Annotated in this window: 16 protein-coding genes; 10 read left to right on the top strand and 6 right to left on the bottom strand. The window is 66.3% G+C overall.

What is annotated here, in order from left to right:
• Nucleotides 1–40: 40 nt before the first annotated feature.
• Both RJT48_RS13830 and RJT48_RS13825 read right to left on the bottom strand, forming a co-directional pair.
• Nucleotides 41–1,864 carry an aldehyde ferredoxin oxidoreductase family protein gene (locus RJT48_RS13830; protein WP_311172914.1) on the bottom strand — a complete coding sequence of 608 codons (1,824 nt, stop codon included), beginning with the start codon at nt 1,862–1,864 and terminating at the stop codon, nt 41–43.
• Between the two features lie 88 nt (nt 1,865–1,952).
• Nucleotides 1,953–2,333, bottom strand: a complete 381-nt coding sequence (locus RJT48_RS13825) for a Rid family detoxifying hydrolase (RefSeq protein ID WP_311172913.1) — start codon at nt 2,331–2,333, stop codon at nt 1,953–1,955.
• A gap of 181 nt (nt 2,334–2,514) precedes the next feature.
• On the opposite strand from RJT48_RS13825, the gene RJT48_RS13820 reads away from it, so the two are divergent.
• The 6 genes from RJT48_RS13820 (at nt 2,515) to RJT48_RS13795 (ending at nt 8,555) form a co-directional block, all read left to right on the top strand.
• Nucleotides 2,515–3,909, top strand: coding sequence for an NAD-binding protein (locus tag RJT48_RS13820; protein ID WP_311172912.1), 1,395 nt, complete (start codon nt 2,515–2,517; stop codon nt 3,907–3,909).
• Nucleotides 3,910–3,968: 59 nt separating this feature from the next.
• Entirely contained in the window at nt 3,969–5,831 is a 1,863-nt protein-coding gene (locus tag RJT48_RS13815; RefSeq protein WP_311172911.1) for a BCCT family transporter, read from the top strand.
• A gap of 158 nt (nt 5,832–5,989) precedes the next feature.
• Complete coding sequence (locus tag RJT48_RS13810; protein ID WP_311172910.1) at nt 5,990–6,949, top strand: tetrahydrofolate dehydrogenase/cyclohydrolase catalytic domain-containing protein; 960 nt, start codon at nt 5,990–5,992, stop codon at nt 6,947–6,949.
• A gap of 187 nt (nt 6,950–7,136) precedes the next feature.
• The gene (locus tag RJT48_RS13805) at nt 7,137–7,556 is read left to right on the top strand and encodes a VOC family protein (protein WP_311172909.1); all 420 of its coding nucleotides are present in this window, start codon (nt 7,137–7,139) and stop codon (nt 7,554–7,556) included.
• A gap of 139 nt (nt 7,557–7,695) precedes the next feature.
• Nucleotides 7,696–7,863, top strand: coding sequence for a hypothetical protein (locus tag RJT48_RS13800; protein ID WP_311172908.1), 168 nt, complete (start codon nt 7,696–7,698; stop codon nt 7,861–7,863).
• A gap of 500 nt (nt 7,864–8,363) precedes the next feature.
• Nucleotides 8,364–8,555: a hypothetical protein gene (locus tag RJT48_RS13795; protein ID WP_311172907.1), complete on the top strand. Its 192-nt coding sequence runs from the start codon at nt 8,364–8,366 to the stop codon at nt 8,553–8,555.
• A gap of 102 nt (nt 8,556–8,657) precedes the next feature.
• Here the strand turns inward: RJT48_RS13795 and RJT48_RS13790 are convergent, their stop codons facing one another.
• The 4 genes from RJT48_RS13790 to RJT48_RS13775 are packed head-to-tail and all read right to left on the bottom strand — an operon-like array spanning nt 8,658 to nt 12,770.
• Nucleotides 8,658–9,209 (bottom strand): hypothetical protein, encoded by a 552-nt coding sequence (locus tag RJT48_RS13790; RefSeq protein ID WP_311172906.1) that lies wholly within the window; start codon nt 9,207–9,209, stop codon nt 8,658–8,660.
• Nucleotides 9,210–9,257: 48 nt separating this feature from the next.
• Nucleotides 9,258–10,955, bottom strand: a complete 1,698-nt coding sequence (locus RJT48_RS13785) for a b(o/a)3-type cytochrome-c oxidase subunit 1 (protein ID WP_311172905.1) — start codon at nt 10,953–10,955, stop codon at nt 9,258–9,260.
• Nucleotides 10,955–11,476, bottom strand: a complete 522-nt coding sequence (locus tag RJT48_RS13780) for a cytochrome c oxidase subunit II (RefSeq protein ID WP_311172904.1) — start codon at nt 11,474–11,476, stop codon at nt 10,955–10,957. Before RJT48_RS13780 ends, RJT48_RS13785 begins: the two co-directional genes overlap by 1 nt.
• Before the next feature lie 7 nt (nt 11,477–11,483).
• Nucleotides 11,484–12,770, bottom strand: coding sequence for a halocyanin domain-containing protein (locus RJT48_RS13775; protein ID WP_311172903.1), 1,287 nt, complete (start codon nt 12,768–12,770; stop codon nt 11,484–11,486).
• 275 nt (nt 12,771–13,045) lie between these two features.
• Here RJT48_RS13775 and RJT48_RS13770 point away from each other — a divergent pair, with 275 nt between their 5' ends.
• The 4 genes from RJT48_RS13770 (at nt 13,046) to RJT48_RS13755 (ending at nt 17,418) form a co-directional block, all read left to right on the top strand.
• Nucleotides 13,046–13,228, top strand: a complete 183-nt coding sequence (locus RJT48_RS13770; protein ID WP_311172902.1) for a DUF8131 family protein — start codon at nt 13,046–13,048, stop codon at nt 13,226–13,228.
• 9 nt (nt 13,229–13,237) lie between these two features.
• On the top strand, nt 13,238–14,032 hold the full coding sequence (locus RJT48_RS13765) for a sulfite exporter TauE/SafE family protein (protein WP_311172901.1): 795 nt from the start codon (nt 13,238–13,240) through the stop codon (nt 14,030–14,032).
• A 10-nt stretch (nt 14,033–14,042) separates the two neighbouring features.
• Nucleotides 14,043–16,397 (top strand): heavy metal translocating P-type ATPase, encoded by a 2,355-nt coding sequence (locus tag RJT48_RS13760; protein ID WP_311172900.1) that lies wholly within the window; start codon nt 14,043–14,045, stop codon nt 16,395–16,397.
• Between the two features lie 151 nt (nt 16,398–16,548).
• A complete protein-coding gene (locus RJT48_RS13755) occupies nt 16,549–17,418 on the top strand; it encodes a universal stress protein (protein WP_311172899.1) in 870 nt (289 codons plus the stop codon).
• The last annotated feature ends 33 nt before the right edge of the window (nt 17,419–17,451 follow it).

The raw sequence follows: 17,451 nt of genomic DNA, 5'->3' as shown, positions 1-17,451 counted from the left end.
ATTGCCGCTGCCGTTTTTTGGACGAACGTTTCTGCCCCGCTCAGTCGTCTCTGTTCGCCAGCGACTCCGCGGCGACGGGCGTGTCGTCGTCGACGACGTCCAAAAGATCGAGTCGATCCAGTAGCGATCGCGTCGGAATCCCCTCGGGACTCCACCCGCGGGCGGCGTAATATTGCCCTCGCAGGCGATCGAACCAGCCGTCGGTGATGGCTTGCCCTGCCGCCGGGCCGGACGCGAGCGGGCGCCTGAACGCGGCCGGCAGCGACTCGTCGGCAGCGTCGAACCCTTCGCGAACGTTGAAGAGACGGGTCAGGGTCCAGGTCCGCTCGCCGACGCGGAGCAGTTCCGCCGGGTCAGTCGGTGCTGTCGCATCGACTGTCGACAGCCACTCGGCGCCGAGATCGTCTTCCAGCGTGGCTCCGGCGAAGTCGTCGGCGATCAGACACCAGAGGGCCGACGTGATCGTCTGTTCGCGGATCACGAGTCGAACGCGATCAGCATCGTCCCAGGAGTCGCCCTCGAAGACCTCCCGTTCGGCCGGGAGCGATCGCCGGTGGCACGCGCCGCGGTCGCTCGTGGCGTACGCGAGCGCCGTCGTGGGGGACCCACGAGGATCGTACGCGGGCACCTCCATCGACTTGATCGTCGGAACGAGGTCACTCCCGCCAAGTCGGTTCGCGGCGGCTTCGACGCCGTCCGCGAGCGCGTCGGGCGCACCCGGGTTTCTGGCCGCGATCGCCTCGATGAGTTCCTGTGCGGCCGCTTCGTCGCCGAAGGAGAGGTCGGCGTCGACTACGGAGCCGAGATCGACGATCCCGTCCTCCTCGGCGCGGATCGCCCACGCGACCGCGTTGCCGGCGCTGATGACGTCGATCCCGAGTCGATCGCAGACGTCACCCAGCGTGGCGACGGCGTCGAAATCATCGATCCCGAGGCCGGCGCCGAGCGACATCGGGGTCGCGCCGCGCGGCACCGACTCGCCCGTCTCCGTCTCGACGCGGAACCCGCCGGGGATCTCGCTGTCGTCGCCCCGTTCGCGGTCAACCGTTGCTTCCTTGGCCGCTTCGATGCCGATGTCCGTCGCGCTCTCGAAGGAGCTTTCCTGCCAGCCCCGTGTCGAGAGAACACCGACCTCGTCGGCGAAATCGACGGTTTCGAGCGTCGCACTGGCAGCGTGCCACCGGCCGACGTCGTGTTCGCGGTAGCGTCGTTCGTACTCGTCTCGGAGCGCCGCCACTGCCGCGGACGGCTCCGGCGGACGGCCACGCGCGACGACGGCTTTCAGCCGCTTTGCGCCCATCACCGCCCCCGCGCCGCCGCGCCCCGCGTGGTGGTCGCCGCCGTCGGAGGCGATCGTCGCGTATCTGACCTCGTTTTCGCCCGCCGGGCCGACACAGGCGACGGCTCCGTCGTAGGCGTCGCAGGTTTCGACGACGTCGCGACCCCACAGTTCCGGTGCCGAAGACAGTGTCGCGTTGTCGTCTTCCAGTTCCAGAACGGTCGGGTCGTCGGCCTGGCCGGTGATGGCAACGCCGAGCGCGCCGTCCAGGGCGCCCACGAGCGACGTGGCGAAGCGGCCGCCGCTGTAGGAGTCCAGAAACGTGCCCGTCAGCGGCGAGCGGGTGATCGCCGCAAACTGCGGCTCACCGGGGAGTAGACCGCTCAGCGGCCCGAGCATAAACAGGAGGTAGTTGCCCGCCCCGAGCGGGTCGGTCCCGGGAGCCAGTTTGTCGTAGAGATACCGCGCCCCGAGTCCTTTTCCACCCACGTAGTCGGTCAGCCACCGATCCGGGATCGGTTCGCGCTCGACTGTCTCCCGGTCGAGATCCACGTGGAGGAGGTGCTTCGAGGCCGCGGGAGTCATTCACGCGCAGGTAGCGCGCGAAGACTCATTAAGCGTTTGTTACGCGAACGGACGCGATTCGACGTCTCGCGCAGTGATCCTGTCGGCGCTACTCGGTCGTCGCGATCGCCTCGATCTCGACGGCGGCGCCCTTCGGGACGGCCCCCGCCCCGACGGCGCTTCTGGCGGGCGGTTCCTCCTCGAAGAACTCGCTGTAGGCCTCGTTGAACGCGTCGAAGTCGTCGATGTCGTCGAGGAAGACGGTCGTCTTGAGCACGTCGGAAAGCGAGAGGCCCTCGGATTCGAGGATCGCCTCGACGTTCCGGAGACACTGCCGCGTCTGCTCGCCGACCGGTTCGTCGTCGAGGAGTTCGCCGTCGGTCGTCAGCGGCAACTGGCCGGCCGTGATGAGGAGGCTCCCGTTCGTGGTCGCCTGACTGTACGCGCCGACTGCCGCGGGTGCATCGTCGGTGCTGATGGTTCGCTTCATACGCGCCTCACTTTCCTCTCGGACTTCTTAAAAGCCGGCAGACGGTTGCGACCCGACACATCGTGTCAGAGAACCGTATTGTTGTGGAGGCGACCGCCGGATGCGCCGGTAGCGATCGACGACCGTCGTCGGGCTCCCACTGGGGATATAGTTTTTACCTCCGGACCGAGACGTCACGGTAGTGGTTGACTCACACGACGAGTCCGGGGAGCGGCCGTTCGAGAAGATGTTCTACCCGACGGACCGGGTGCCGTTCGTGGAGTGGCGGGAGTTCTCCGGGGCGAAATCGACCGTCGCGCTGACGGTGGCGGTGACGGTGCTGGCGTTCGTGACCGGCCTCTCGAACCTGAGTCAGACGCAGGTTATCGTCGACGGGCCGCTCGCGGCTGTGATCCCGATGGCGGAGCCGCTGGCCCGGTTCGGGGGCGTTCTCCTGGCGTTTCCGCTCTCTATCGCCGCGTTCGGCCTCCGGCGCAGGAAGCGGATCGCGTGGCTGCTCGCGGCGGCGGTGCTCCCGGTGCTTTTGCTGCTGCCGTTTCTGACCGGCCGCCCGACGGAGATTCCGCTGTTGATGCTGGTGATTGTCACCTACCCGCTGTTGCTCTGGAACCGCGACGAGTTCCGGGAGACGCTAGATCTCTCCTCGCTGCAGATCGCCTCGCTTTCGGCGATCATCGGTGTCGGTCTCTACGGAACCGTCGGCGCATACGGCCTGCGGGAGCAGTTCCTCGAACTCGACACGTGGGGAGACGCGTTCTACTACGTCATTGTTACCATCGCGACGGTGGGCTACGGCGATATCACGCCGCTAACCGCGGAGGCGAAGCTGTTTTCGCTTTCGGTGATCATCTTCGGCACCGGCGCGTTCACCATCGCCGTCGGTGCGCTGATCGGCCCGGCGATCGAATCTCGGATGGCGGCCGCATTCGGAACCATGACTGCATCAGAGCTATCGCTCCTCGAGGACCACATTGTGGTACTCGGCTACGGCGACGTGACGGAATCGTTTCTCGATCGGTTCGGCGACGAGGCGGATATCGTCGTTGTCACCCCGGACTCGACGGATACCTCGGAGTTGACCGACCGCGGGGTGGAGGTGCTGACCGACGACCCGACCGACGAAAAAGCGCTCGAAGACGCCAGAGTCGGCGACGCCAGGGCCGTTGCTGCCGCCGGCGACGACGACGCGGAAAACGTCCTTGCAGTGCTGGCGGCGCGGAACGTGAACCCTGAGGTCCGGATCGTCGCGCTCGCCAACGCGGAGACGCACGTGCAGAAACTGCGTGCCGTCGGGGCAGACGAGATCGTCGACCTCCGGGCGGTCGGGGGCCAACTGCTGGGAGCTTCGGTCTTCGAGCGCGAACCGGATCTGTCGGGATCGACAGCCACGACCGAAACGGCTGCTGGGGACGCAACCGACGCCACAGCTACTGACGACGCCACGGCCACTGACGACGCAACCGACTCCAACACTCCGGGGACAGAAGCGGATTCCGACCCGAACGACGGTGAGACGGAAACGACGGAGGAACGGGACGGAACGGAGACCACGGTCGGTTCCGGGGGGGACGAATGAACTCCCGGACGCCGCACAGAGCCGGCAGTATAATGATGTTTAACGCTAACTATTGACGTATGAGTGGAACGGACGCCGTCGATCCAGCCGAGAGCCTGGCGGGGCTGCTCCTGTGGCTGTTTATCGGATCCGGGGCGGTCGTTCTGGTCGGCTTCTTCTTCCCCTCGTTCGTCGGCGGGGCGCTCGGAGGCCAGACCTGGCTACTGCTGTCGTTGACGTTTTTCGGCTCCGGGCTCGGCTACCTCGCGGCGCTCCCGTACGAAGGGATCAAGTCGAACTCCCGGACCTCGTCGCTCCTCCGGATTCGCCGCGGTAACATCCGTGCCCTCCTTTCGGACGTCGTCTTCGCCCACGATCCGGTCGTCCTGGGGTTGCCTCTGCTCGTGTTCTCGGCGTACTTCGGGCTGCAGGTCCTCGCCCCGCCGGCGACGACCGCAACTGTCGAGACGCTCTCCTCGGGTATCCTGGAGGGATTCGGTCTCCCGCTGCTCGTCATCGTGCTTCTGGCAGTGGGGTTCTGTGCTGCGCTGCTGTTCGGGCCGTGGGGCGATATCAAACTCGGCGGGGACGACGTCGACCCGACCTACACCTACCCAACGTACTTCGCGCTCATCTTTACCGCCGGGATCGCCGCGGGGATCGTATTCTGGGGACCCGCCGAGGCGCTGTTTCACTACCAGCAGCCACCGCCGTACTTTGACGTTGCGCCCCAGTCGGACGCCGCCATCGGCGCGGCGCTCGTTTACGCGCTGTTCCACTGGGGCGTCTCGGCGTGGAGCGCGTACGCGGTGATCGGGATCCCGATCGCGTACTACGTGTTCGAGCGCGGCGCCCCGCTTCGTGTGTCGTCGATTCTAACGCCGTTCGTCGGCGTCGACGGGCTGGATTCGGCGTGGAGTCGGCTCGTCGACACCCTCGCCGTCTTCGCGACCATCGGCGGCGTGGCGACGTCGATCGCGCTCGTCAGCCAACAGTTCCTCGCGGGCGTGGAGTTCCAGTGGGGCGTCCCGCCGGGCGGCATCGGGCCGATTCTCTTCGTGTCCGGGCTCGCAGCGGTCTACGTCCTCTCGTCGGTCTCGGGGCTTCACCGTGGAATTCGCCGAATCGCCGGGTTGACGGTGGTGCTTTTCGGCCTGTTCGCGCTGATCCTGCTCGTCGTCGGCCCGCGACCGTTCGTCGTCGACCGCGGTACCGACGCCGCCGGCGCGTATCTCGTCCATTTCCTCCCGATTAGTCTCTATTCGGGGGGGTCGTGGGTGACAAACTGGACCGTCTGGAACTGGGCGTGGTGGTTCTCGTGGGCGCCGTTTGCAGGCACCTTTCTCGCGGCGCTTTCCCGCGGCAGACGGATCAGGACCGTCGTCTTCACGAGCGTGGGTGCCACGTCGGCCGCGACAGGCGTGTGGTTCCTCGTGTTCGGCGGGACGTCGCTGTCGATCCAGTCGTCGGGCCGCGCTGACGTCCTGGCGGCCATCGCCGAACGCGGAGGATCGGAGGCCGTCGCCGGGTTTCCGATCCTGTCGGCGCTGCCGCTGGGAGAGCTCCTGATGTTCCTGTTTCTCGCACTCATCGTCGTGTTTATCGTGACGTCGGCGGACACCGCGACGCTGATTGTCGCGATCCTGGCCTCCCAACGAGGCGTCGCTCCCTCCCGAGGCAGTATCATCCTGTGGGGGGGTTTCCAGGCCGCTGTCGCCCTGGCAGTGATCCTCCTCGGCGGCGGGGAGACGCTCCAGGCGCTCGCGGTGCTGACGGGGGCTCCCTTTGCCGTGTTGGCGTTGCTCGCGATGGGCGGCCTGGTGCTTGCCCTCTCCCGCGAGGACCGGAAGGGCGAACACACCTCGATCGTCCGGCTGATCCTCCGTCGACTCCCGAACGTGCAGACGCATCACGATATCGATCCACCGGATCGGAAACAGTGAGTTCTACGGTCGGGAGAGCAAGGCGTTGGACATCCCCCACGATATCAATACCCTGACTATTCACCGTCGCAACATAATGCCGTCCGCAGCGAACCTCTTTCAAACTCGGACACTGGCGCGTGCCACCCTGACTGCCGCGTCGTGACCCGCCTCGAACGATGACAACGATTATAGACGGCAACGAAGTCGGCGCGCGGATTCGATCGGCGGTCAACGAGTGCGTCGACACACTGACCGAGGCTGGCGCCGAACCGAGACTGGCCGCCGTGCTGATGAGCAACGGCGGCGCGGGCCGGACGTACGTCTCGATGAAACGACAGGCGTGTGCGGACGTCGGAATCGACTGTAAATGCTACGAAATCGATCCGAATGCGCCCGCAGAGGCTCTTTACGAGCGGATCGAGATACTGAACGAGGACTCGTCGGTCAACGGCATCACAGTGCAGACGCCGCTTCCCGATCACGTCGACGTGCGCGAGGTCCGCCGGCGGATCGAACCGGCGAAGGACGTCGACGGGCTTCACCCCGAGAACCTCGGCCGGCTTCTCACCGGCGATCCGCGATATAAACCCTGTACACCGCACGGGATCCAGATGCTCCTGGGTGCGTACGACATCGCGACTGAGGGAACCAACGTGGTGGTGGTCGGGCGCTCGACCGCGGTCGGCAGGCCCACGGCGAATCTGTTCTTCGGCCGGGGGCCGGGCGGTGACGCGACGGTGACCGTCTGTCACTCGCGGACCGACGACCTCGCTGCGAAAACACAGGACGCCGACATCGTCGTCGTCGCCGCGGGAGAGCCAGGACTGATCGACGGTGAGATGCTGTCGGACGGCGCCGTGGTGATCGACGTCGGACTCAACCGTTTCGAGGCCACCGACGAGAGCGGATCGCAGGTCGTCGGCGACGTCGACTACGACAGCGCCGTCGAGAAGGCGGCCGCGATCACGCCGGTCCCGGGCGGAGTCGGACCGCTCACCACCGCGATGCTCCTGTACAACACCATTGTGGCCGCCAGCCGCCAAGCGGGTGTCGACGTCGACTTGCCGGAACAAAGCGACCTCGGCGTCCCCGAAAACGGCGACAGCAGCCGGACTGTGACTATCGATTCTGCGTAGGTCGACTGAACCCTGTTGCCGGCGGGTCGACAGGAGACGCGGGCGCAGTCGACAGGAGACGCGGGCGCAGTCGACAGGAGACTTGGTCGCGGTCGACAGACTCTCGGGCGCGCAGTCAAAAAAAACTCGGACGCGGGCGACAGTTTTCGGTGGCTCTTTTCGGCCGCTGTCCGAACCGACAGTGGAAATGACCGAACTCAGCGCTCACCACGTCGGAGTGACCGTTTCGGATCTCGATCGCGCCGTCGCGTTCTACCGCGACGTCCTGGGACTCGACGTACGTTCGCGGTTTTCAGTCGGCGGTGAGGCGTTCGCGACCGGCGTCGACATCGACGGCGCCCGCGCCGACTTCGCCCATCTGGATGCCGGCGGCGTCCGTCTGGAACTGGTCGCCTACGATTCGACGGACGCAACAGACGCCCATTCGACGCTCGATGAAGCCGGAGCGACGCACGTCGCGCTCGCGGTCGAGGACATCGAATCGTGGTACGACGGACTCCCGTCGGACGTCGAGACGCTGAGCCCGCCGCAGACGACCGAAAGCGGTACCACCATCTGTTTCCTCCGGGACCCGGAGGGGAATCTCGTCGAGATCCTTTCGGAATGAAGTCAGACGTTTGATCCGTGATCCGGTGCCAGTATCGAATGAAATACGAATAAAATCGTTATAGACGAATAGGAAATAAAAATACCCGGAGGAGTACTAACCAAGCCTCATAGGGGTCCCGTGCATACTGATATATACGATGGCAACGAAAACGACCAACGATCGCAGCAGCACCAAATCACCGGAATTCGACGTCTACCTCCCCGCGATGCCGATCTCCTCGACGCTTTCGAGCGTCGAGTCGTTCCTCGGCAAACACCTCGGCCGCCACGGTCGCGTCCTGATTCCGGACTCGTACAACAAGTAAGCAATTCGGCCGCAAAGGCCCACCAACGGGGCCTTGGTGGCTTTTCCACGCAATGCCCGATTGCTGGAATCGGATCGCAGATATTTTCTCACCGGGGCCGTCGCTGCAGACGAATTCAGCCAGTCACGACCCACAAATCCGCCGCTGTGGACCCGTTCGATGCCGCATACGTGTCTTCATCCTTTGCGACACTGAACTCACAGCGGTCGGCGTGTGTCTCTGGGGACCGTCGCCGCCGAACCGAGCGTGAACCCGTGGCACTCTCTTTCAGTCTCGCTTCGGCGCAGTGGTGGCGACAGATGCGCTCGCAACCCGCCGGCGGATGCCGAAGCGGAACGGGTACAGACTGCGGTAGACGTTCGCGACAGTCAGTGCTTCTCCCCGACCGCAGCCCTCCCCAGTACCGTACGGGTGGCGTATCGGAGCCGGTCGTCCGATAAGGCCGGATCCGATGGTCCCGTAAGCCTTAGGTCCCGCGGTGTGATACCATCCCTCAACCGATGGTGGCCACCGACCTCACGTTTCCCGAGTGTTGTGCCACCTGCCCGCACCGGAACTCGTTCACTGCCTCGTGTACGCACGACCTCCGGCAGGTAGTCATACAGGAAGCCAACAGCGCGGAGCCGTGTCCGGTCTACGTGACGGAGAGAGCAGACGCGATGCGGCAGTTAGCCGAGTCGTTGGGCGAGTGAGCACGGGCCGAGGCACTCGCTACGACCGGAGCGTGGTCCAGAGTGCTGCGACGGTGAGTACGAAGTCCGATGGACAGATCGTACGCGTCCACGGCGGGACGCTCAACTCTCGACTGACACGCTCCGAAGCCTGACCGTCCGCTCTGTGACGCTGGCACCGGACTCGCTGAACGTGACAGCCGTGACGTCGAGCGTCTCGGGCGACTCCCCTGTCGGAAGCTCCCACGCGTTCGTGAGCCGTTGCGATTCGCCGGCCGGGATCTGCCCGGTCGACGCGCGGTCCTCGACGGTCGTCCCGCCGCCGGTCGTCACCGTACTCAGGCGGAGTTCGTATTCCGCCTCGCCCGTGTTCTCGACGTCGACGACGATCTCGAACCGCCAGGAGTCGTCGCGGATATTGACGACCGCGTCGGTCAGTGTCTCCGACTGCGGGGTCTCCGGGAGTAGCTCGTCGCCGACCCCGACGCTCGGCTGGGGGGTTGCCGTCTCGGTGGTGGTCCCGTCGTCTTCGTTCTCGCCGCCGCCGAACAGCCGCTCCCGAATCAGACCGAGAAACGTCGTCGCCTCGATCGCGACGGGGATCCCGATCCCGAGGCCGATGAGGATGCGGATCAGCCACCGCCGGCTCACCTCCTCGTCGTCAGCGTCGCTCATCTGTCCGGATCTGGGGTGCTGGCTCCGAAAGATGATTCGCGGGACGCATCACGTCGGGAAGGGAACGCTCCCCGGAGTGAGGATCCCGTTTTCGACTATCCCCCAGAGCGGGAGCCCGTACGCGATCACGACGAGCACGACCGCGATGGCGGCCCACAGCCGGAGGTTGTCGAGGACGCGGGGGCCGTCCGTCGCACCCGAGAGGGGCGCCGGGAGCGTGCCGTTGACCCGGAGCTGACCGGCGCCGCGCTGTGAGAGCCACGTCCCGAGGATCACGATCAGGAACATCACCAGCGCGACGAACAGGAGCGTGCCGCCGATGGCGATCTGCGTCTGCATCTCGCTGATACTCCCCAGAACCGGATCGAAGGCGCCCGCGCCCGCGTCGCCGAACAGCGGCTCGGCGGTCCGGCGCGGCAGCCCTGCGAGCCCGCCGCGGTGCATCGCGTTCGACATCAGTGTCATCCCCAGGAACCACACGTAGGGCTGGGCTATCGCGATCCGGCGGTGCTGGAGTCGCTTGCCCGTGAGCTGGGGGAAGAGCCAGTAGCTCCCGGCCATCGCGGTCAGCGCGAACGCGGTCCCGACGGTGAGGTGGAAGTGCCCGGGGACCCAGAGGCTGTTGTGGATGAGGTAGTTGATGTTCATCCCGGCGTTTATCATCCCCGAGAAGCCGCCGGCGGCGAACATCAATCCGGCAAGCGCCATCCCCGCAAACGCCGGATTGTCCCAGGGGAGCGCCCGGAGCCAGTTGAGGTACCCTTTGCCGCCGCGCTGGCGGGCGCCGTGCTCCATAGACGCCACGACGGTGAACGCCGTCAGAAGCGAGGGGAGCAACAGCATCATCGTGTTCGTCATCGCGATGAACTTGAAGCCCTCGGCGATGCCGGGATCGACGTACTGGTGGTGGAACCCGACCGGCGTCGACAGCAGGACGAACAGGATGAACACGACCCGCGCGAGGGGATCGCTGAACAGTCTGCCGCCGGCGAGCTTCGGTAGGATCGTGTACCAGGCGACGTACCCGGGGAGAAGCCAAAAGTACACGACGGGGTGGCCGAAGTACCAGAACAGCGTCCGCGTCAAAAGCGGGTCGACCTGGCTGATCCACCCCAGCGACCACGGGATGAGGAAGACGAGGACCTCGACGGCGACCCCGAGCGTCGAGAGGTACCACATAATAAACGTCGCCAACACCATAAACGTCTGCAGCGGGATCCGCGAGTCGGGGTTCTCCCGCCGCCAGTCGCGGTACATCAGGAAGTACTCGGCACCGACGATCCACGAGCCGACGATGAGCAGTGCGGCGCCGACGTAGAAGGCCGGGTGCGCCTTCAGCGGAGCGTAGAACGTGTAGAGCACGTCTGCGGAATCGAACGGGAGTCCCGGCGCGAACCCGTTCAGGATCGAGATCGACGCAAGTGCAGTCCCGACGAACATCGATCCGAACCCGAGCCACGCGAGTTTGGGGTTCGACATCGGCCGCTCGAGGCTCCGGGAGACGGCCCACAGGAAAAACCCGCAGATGAAGAAGGTCGTGAACACGAGCGCCAGGAGCACGCCGTGTCCGGTCAGGACCGTGTAGTACTGCGAGGAGTTGATCGGGAGCACCGAGCGCAGGGTGTTCGTCCGGTACAGCGCCTGCAACAGCCCGAAGAATCCACCGAGCGCGAGGGCAACGAACGCGACCCCGAAGTGCCATCTGGTGAGCTTTGCGACCTTCGGATACTCGTCGACGAACGTCATCAGTTATTCACCTCGGAGGACTGCTGGTCGAACTGATCGCGGGGGACCACCTCGACGGTTCCGCGCATCGTGTGGTGAGCTGCCCCGCAGTACTCGTTACAGACGATATAGTGCGTTCCGGGCTCGTCGAAGGTGACGGTGATCTCCGCGACCTGTCCCGGGATGACCATCGTGTTCACGTTCGTTCCCGCCAGATTGAAGCCGTGGGTCACGTCCCCACTGGTGACGTAGAAGGTCACCTCGGTGTCGGCCGGGACGCGAATGGGGGAGTTAGATCCGGGCTCGAACGCGAACTGATACGCGCGGACGTAGACGTCGTACCCGCCGTCGTCAGCCTCGTAGACCCCCGGTTCGCGGAAGTTGTCGGACGCGGTCAGGTCCGACGGATCGACAGTGCCGCCCGAATCGTCCACCATCGCGACGCCGGGGCCGACTGCCCCGTAGACGATCGTCGCGATCAGGGCGACGATGAGCAGAAGCGATGCACCGAGCCAAAGTTTCTCAAATCTATGTATTTCCATCGTTGTTTTACCCCGTTATTGTCGGCGCGTTGCCGAGGAACTCCACGAAGTACATGAACACCCACAGCCCCAGTAGGATGAGGAAGTACACGACGATGAGCGACGCCGTCCCGACGGGGTCGTACTCGTCGTGGTCGAGTTCCTGGACCGGCTCCTCAGGCGGCGCTTCGGGCGTTCCCGTTGACTCCTCGTCTGTGTCGGTGGACGGTTCGTATTCGACCTCCCCGACGTCTTTGCCCCGGTAGAAACTCGCAATGATCGGCGCGAGCATCCCGAGGAGGATCGTCCCGGAGAAGAGAACTTCCCACAAAGAGATCCCGCCGCCGACCCGCCCGGTCGGGCCGCCACCGCCGCCACCGCCGCTGCCCGGTGCCGGACCCACGACGACGGCACCTTTCATCCCGAGCGAGAGGTGCGGCTCGCAGTAGTACTTATAGATGCCTTTGGTCTCGAAGGTGTGGCTGTAGGAGAAGCCCTCGTTCTCGACAGCTTCGTATCCTTCCCACCCCGCGTCGTCGGGTTGCGATTCGACGAGGACGTTGTGGGTGTCCGAGACCCAATCGAAGGTCACCTCCGTCCCGGGCGACACGCGGACGGCGGCCGGCCCGAAGGCGAACGAGCCGCCGTTCCCCTGCGAGCCCACTTCGACCGTGACCTCGTCTTGCCCCGTCCGGTCGACGGTCGTCCCGTCGTAGTTGTCAACTGCTCCACCGCTGGCGTCGCTCGTGAACCATCCGCCGTAGTCGTCGACCGGGACCGGCTCGCCGCCACCGCCGCCCCCGTCGCCACTGCCGCCACCGCCGCTCGACGCGTCGCTGACGACGATGGCGCCTTTCATCCCGAGCGAGAGGTGCGGCTCGCAGTAGTACTTGTAGATACCCTGGGTTTCGAATGTATGGCTGTAGGAGAAGCCCTCGTTCTCGATAGCTTCGTATCCTTCCCACCCCGCGTCGTCGGGTTGCGATTCGACGAGGACATTGTGGGTATCCGAGACCCAATCGAAGGTCACCTCCGTCCCGGGTGAGATTTCCACGGCAGCCGGCCCGAATGCGAACGAGCCACCGTTGCCCTGGGAACCGACTTCGACCGTGACCTCGTCTTGCCCCGTCCGGTCGACGGTCGTCCCGTCGTAGTTGTCAACTGCTCCACCGCTGGCGTCGCTCGTGAACCATCCGCCGTACTCTTGGGCCGTTGCCATCCCCGTCGCCGCCGTCCCCGCGGCGACGGCGGTCGCGGAGCCGGCGGCCGCACGCAGTAGTCCACGGCGAGAGACGTTCGTTTCCTTGCTTGTCATAGTGCTATCTCGTTGTCTTATCGATGGCGACTATCGAAGTGTGTCATACAGTCGCATACAAAACATCGGTCGGACGCGTCGGCGACCGAAGTCGTCCGTGCGGTCACGACGAGTGACCGACTCTGCCGGTTCGTGAGGGTCGCTGCGACCGATTTCCATACTACGCTTCCGTCCACGCTCAATGTTGCTCTCGTACAGGATAAAAAGGGTCACTATATTCTCAGTCGGTGAAAACAGCGTCAACTACTAAGCCCGTGGTCTTCTCACGTGCGTGTATGAACGTGGGGCCGAACCTCGTGAGCGTGCTTCTGTTGGGTGGACTCGTTCCAGTGGCAGTATACGCGCTCGCTCTGGAGGGAATCGCTGCCGTAGCGCTGCTGAACGTGGTTATCATCTTCGGCTGTCTGTACTACATTTTCTCGGGTGGGGGAGACCAACTCGTGCCGGTCGGGCAGTAAGCGGGGACAATGACACTACCGACAGGCGGTGCCGCGACGGCCGGCGTTCCCGACCTCGGCGTGGCAGCACTTTTCGTCGTCGGCCTCTTCGGCGGCGCTCACTGCCTCGGGATGTGCGGTCCGCTGGTGACGATGTACGGCGAGCGATTCGAGAGCGACGGTCGCGGACCGACCACCCGGGCGATCCGGCAGCACGCGCTTTTCAACGCCGGCCGCACCGTCAGCTACGCAACCATCGGGGCCGTACTCGGAGCGCTCGGCGGCGTCGTCGTCGACGCCGGGACACTGCTTTCTGTCGGCGGACTCGTCCGGGGCGTGGCCGGCCTCGTCGTCGGTGCCGTGGTGATCGCCGTCGGCGTCAGTTACGTGACGGGCGGCGGCGTCGATCTGGCGGGCGCGTCGGCCCCGGTTGTCGGCGGCCTGTTCGCCTCGGTCACCGGGCGACTCACGGCGCGCGTCGACGCGTGGGCGACCGGGCCAAAGATCGTCGGTCTCGGCGCACTGCACGGTCTCTTGCCCTGTCCGATACTGTACCCGGCGTTCCTGTACGCGCTTTCCACCGGATCGGCCGTCGCCGGCGGCGTGGCGCTCGGAGCGCTCGGACTCGGAACGTTCCCGGCACTGTTCATCTACGGGACCGCGCTCGACTCGGTCAGCGCGTCGTTTCGGCGGCGGCTCCACCGCGGCATCGGCGTCGCGTTCGTCGTCGCCGGCACCGTTCCCCTCGCGAAGGGGCTGACCGCGCTTGGCTGGGACGTGCCGCATATCCCGCTGCCGATGCCGCCGATGCCCGCCCTGATCTGAAACCCGACCTATGAGTTGTACGCTCTGTGACCTGCCGACGCCGGATCCGCCCCTCACCGACCCTGAGGTCCCCGGCGAGTACTGCTGTCGGGGGTGTCTGGAGGTCGCGCGCACGGTGGACGATCCGACAGCCGTCGACGACGAAACTGCCGCCGCCTCGGTCGACCGCGGCCCCGACGACGCCGAGGGCGAGACGGCCTTTCTCTCGGTGTCGGGGATGCACTGTGCGACCTGCGAGGCGTTCATCGAGTCGCGCGCCACGGAGCGAACGGGCGTCCGCTCGGCGGCCGCGAGCTACCCCACAGAGACTGTCAAGGTGACGTACGACTCCGACGAGATCGACCGCGAGACGATCGCACAGGAGATAAGCGGGTTGGGGTACCGTGCCGACGCCCGCGACGTCGACGCGGAGACGGACGAATCGGTCTCGACGGGGCGCCTGCTGGTCGGGGCATTCTTCGGGATGATGACGATGCTGTGGTACATCCTCTTTTTGTACCCGCATTACCTCGGCATCTCGCCGGAACTGCTCCTGTTCGATCTCTCGGGAGAGGCCGGGGCCTACCTCGTCGCGAACGTCTGGCTGATGGCGACCGTGGTGCTCGGTTACACCGGCTATCCCCTCTTCCGTGGGGCCTACGTGAGCCTGCGCGCCGGCCACCCGAATATGGATCTCCTCGTGGCACTGGCGGCCGCTGCCGCGTACGCGTACAGCACGGTCGTCACCCTCCTCGGCGGCACCGAGGTGTACTTCGATGTGGCCGTGGTCGTGGTGCTCGCGGTCGCCGTCGGCAACTACTACGAGAGCCGCGTGAAGCGGAAGGCGGCCGGTCGGCTCGCCGACCTGACTGCAGAGCGCGTCAGCGAGGCCCGCCGACGGACCGACTCGGGGACTGAGGTCGTCGACGTCGAGTCGCTGTCGCCCGGCGACGAGGTGGTGGCGACGACCGGCGACCGGCTCCCCGTCGACGGACCGGTCGTCGAGGGGCGGGCCACGGTCGACGAGTCGCTCGTGACCGGGGAGTCGACGCCTGTCACCAAGGAACCGGGCGACGAGGCCGTCGGCGGTGCGGTCGTCACCGACGGCCGCCTCGTGGTCGGGATCCGCGAGGACGTCGAGAGCACGTTCGACCGCGTGGTCCGGACGCTCTGGGACGTCCAGAGCACGCGCCCCGGCGCCCAGCGGCTCGCGGACCGCATCGCCGTCGTGTTCGTCCCGCTGGTGTTCGTCCTCGCGGCGATCGCGACGGGGTGGCAGCTCTTCGCCGGCGCCCGACCCGGGACGGCGCTTTTGGTGGGGCTCTCGGTGCTCGTAGTCTCGTGTCCGTGCGCGCTCGGACTCGCGACGCCGCTGGCCGTTGCCCGAGGGATCCGGGGGGCGCTCGACGCCGGGGTCGTGATCACGGACGCGTCGGCGTTCGAGTCGGCGCCCGACGCCGACACGGTCATTTTCGACAAGACTGGGACGCTCACGACGGGCGAGATGCGGATTCTCGATCGCGTCGGGGACGACCGCGCGTCAGCGCGCGCGGCGGCGGTCGAGCGATACGCCGACCACCCTGTCGCCGCGGCGATCGTCGACGACGTCGACGCCGCGCTCCCATCGGTGACGGACTTCGATCGGGTGCCCGGGAGGGGCGTCGCGGGACGGCTAGTCACCCGCGGCGATGGGGCGACACAGCGGGGCGCCGGGGTCGAGATCGCCGTCGGAAACCTCGAACTCTTCGAGTCGCGGGACTGGACGGTCCCCGAGGCGTACGCACAGCGCGCCCGCGAGGCCAGCGCCGCCGGCAACGTCCCCGTCCTGGTCGGCTGGGACGGCGGTGTCGAGGGCGTGCTCGTGGCGGGAGACCGCCCACGCCCGGAGTGGGAGCGCGTCGTCGACGACCTCTCCGAGGAGCGGCGGGTCGTCGTGCTGACCGGCGACGACTGGGCGGCCGCAGAGCGCTTCCGCGACCACGACGGGGTCGAGGAGGTGTTCGCGGGCGTGCCGCCGGAGGGGAAAACCGCCGTCGTCGAGCAGTTCGCCGGGGAAGGTACCGTCGCGATGGTCGGCGACGGCGTCAACGACGCCCCCGCGCTGGCTGCCGCCGATATCGGGATCGCGCTGGACCACACGGCGCTTGCGGCAGGCGCGGCCGACGCGGTCGTCACGACCGAGGACCTCTCGGCCGTGCCGAGAGTCTTCGACCTGACCGCGGCGACGAACGGTCGCATCAAACAGAACCTCGGGTGGGCGTTCGTCTACAACGCTATCGCGCTCCCGCTGGCCGTCGCGGGAGCGCTCAACCCCCTGCTGGCGGCGGTCGCGATGGCGACCAGCAGCCTCCTGGTCGTCCTCAACTCCTCGCGATCGCTCCTCTGAACGACGCCGAAGTCGACGGCGGCAGTGGCGGAATCCTCCACCACCGAGCGGGGCTGATGCGGGACTGAAGCGAGCCGGGGAGACGGGATCGCCCACACACCGGGCGCCGCGAGGGATCGAATTTTTCTCTCCGTCCGACGAACCATCTGATATGGACGATCGAGTCGCCGTCGACATCGACCGGATCCTGGTACCGCTTGACGGACACGAGGCCGCGGCGTCCGCACTCGATCACGCGATCACGCTCGCGGAGATCGTCGACGCCGGGATTCACCTGCTTTCGGTGGTCGACGCCTATCGGCTCAAAAGCGTCGACCAGCGGCGGTCGATCGAAGCGGAACTCGAAGACGTCGTCGCGGACGCTGCGGCGAAGGTTCAGACGGCGGAGATCCCAGTCACCACAGCCGTCGAAGGGGGATTTCCGCACAAAGAGATCCTGAACGCCGTCGCGGACCACGACGCAGATCTGATCGCGATGGGCACACACGGCCGGACGGGGCTCGATCGCCATCTGCTCGGCAGCGTCGCCGAGAAGGTGGTCCGGCTCTCGCCGGTTCCGGTGCTCACCGTCGGCGACGATGCAGTGGGAACGCGCCCGTATCGAAACATCCTCGTCCCGACCGACGGCAGCGACGCCGCACAGCCCGCCGAACGGCTGGGGATCGCGCTGGCCGGGCGGTTCGGTGCCACCGTCCACGCGCTCTCGGTCGTTCCCGAACTCAGGATCGGGTCGCGGGAGACAGAGGACGCGTACGAAACGGCCTCACGGGACGCGATCGAGCGGATGAAGGCACACGGTGGAGAGGACACCGACATCCGCGGGGGGATCGAGCACGGCGTCCCCCATCGGACGATCCTGGATCACTGCGACGCGGTCGACGCGGACCTGATCGTGCTCGGGACGCACGGGCGGACCGGCGTCGAGCGGTTCGTGCTCGGCAGCGTCGCCGAGAAGGTCGTCCGCCTGGCCGAGCGGCCCGTGCTGGTCGTTCCAGTCCGGGGTGGTGCGGGGACCGACTGACGCACCGTCCGCGGCGCGAAACGTCACGCTTAC

The organism is Halobellus ordinarius, assembly GCF_031823395.1.
Classification (GTDB): domain Archaea; phylum Halobacteriota; class Halobacteria; order Halobacteriales; family Haloferacaceae; genus Haloquadratum; species Haloquadratum ordinarius.
Note: the sequence above shows the minus strand (reverse complement) of the source record. Positions and strands in the feature narration are given on the sequence as shown.

What these genes read in the sequence shown, in the direction of transcription:
- RJT48_RS13830 (WP_311172914.1), bottom strand. Translation starts at nt 1,864, where the DNA reads ATGACTCCCGCGGCCTCGAAGCACCTCCTCCACGTGGATCTCGACCGG.
- RJT48_RS13825 (WP_311172913.1), bottom strand. Translation starts at nt 2,333, where the DNA reads ATGAAGCGAACCATCAGCACCGACGATGCACCCGCGGCAGTCGGCGCG.
- RJT48_RS13815 (WP_311172911.1), top strand. Translation starts at nt 3,969, where the DNA reads ATGAGTGGAACGGACGCCGTCGATCCAGCCGAGAGCCTGGCGGGGCTG.
- RJT48_RS13810 (WP_311172910.1), top strand. Translation starts at nt 5,990, where the DNA reads ATGACAACGATTATAGACGGCAACGAAGTCGGCGCGCGGATTCGATCG.
- RJT48_RS13805 (WP_311172909.1), top strand. Translation starts at nt 7,137, where the DNA reads ATGACCGAACTCAGCGCTCACCACGTCGGAGTGACCGTTTCGGATCTC.
- RJT48_RS13800 (WP_311172908.1), top strand. Translation starts at nt 7,696, where the DNA reads ATGGCAACGAAAACGACCAACGATCGCAGCAGCACCAAATCACCGGAA.
- RJT48_RS13795 (WP_311172907.1), top strand. Translation starts at nt 8,364, where the DNA reads ATGGTGGCCACCGACCTCACGTTTCCCGAGTGTTGTGCCACCTGCCCG.
- RJT48_RS13790 (WP_311172906.1), bottom strand. Translation starts at nt 9,209, where the DNA reads ATGAGCGACGCTGACGACGAGGAGGTGAGCCGGCGGTGGCTGATCCGC.
- RJT48_RS13785 (WP_311172905.1), bottom strand. Translation starts at nt 10,955, where the DNA reads ATGACGTTCGTCGACGAGTATCCGAAGGTCGCAAAGCTCACCAGATGG.
- RJT48_RS13780 (WP_311172904.1), bottom strand. Translation starts at nt 11,476, where the DNA reads ATGGAAATACATAGATTTGAGAAACTTTGGCTCGGTGCATCGCTTCTG.
- RJT48_RS13775 (WP_311172903.1), bottom strand. Translation starts at nt 12,770, where the DNA reads ATGACAAGCAAGGAAACGAACGTCTCTCGCCGTGGACTACTGCGTGCG.
- RJT48_RS13770 (WP_311172902.1), top strand. Translation starts at nt 13,046, where the DNA reads ATGAACGTGGGGCCGAACCTCGTGAGCGTGCTTCTGTTGGGTGGACTC.
- RJT48_RS13765 (WP_311172901.1), top strand. Translation starts at nt 13,238, where the DNA reads ATGACACTACCGACAGGCGGTGCCGCGACGGCCGGCGTTCCCGACCTC.
- RJT48_RS13760 (WP_311172900.1), top strand. Translation starts at nt 14,043, where the DNA reads ATGAGTTGTACGCTCTGTGACCTGCCGACGCCGGATCCGCCCCTCACC.
- RJT48_RS13755 (WP_311172899.1), top strand. Translation starts at nt 16,549, where the DNA reads ATGGACGATCGAGTCGCCGTCGACATCGACCGGATCCTGGTACCGCTT.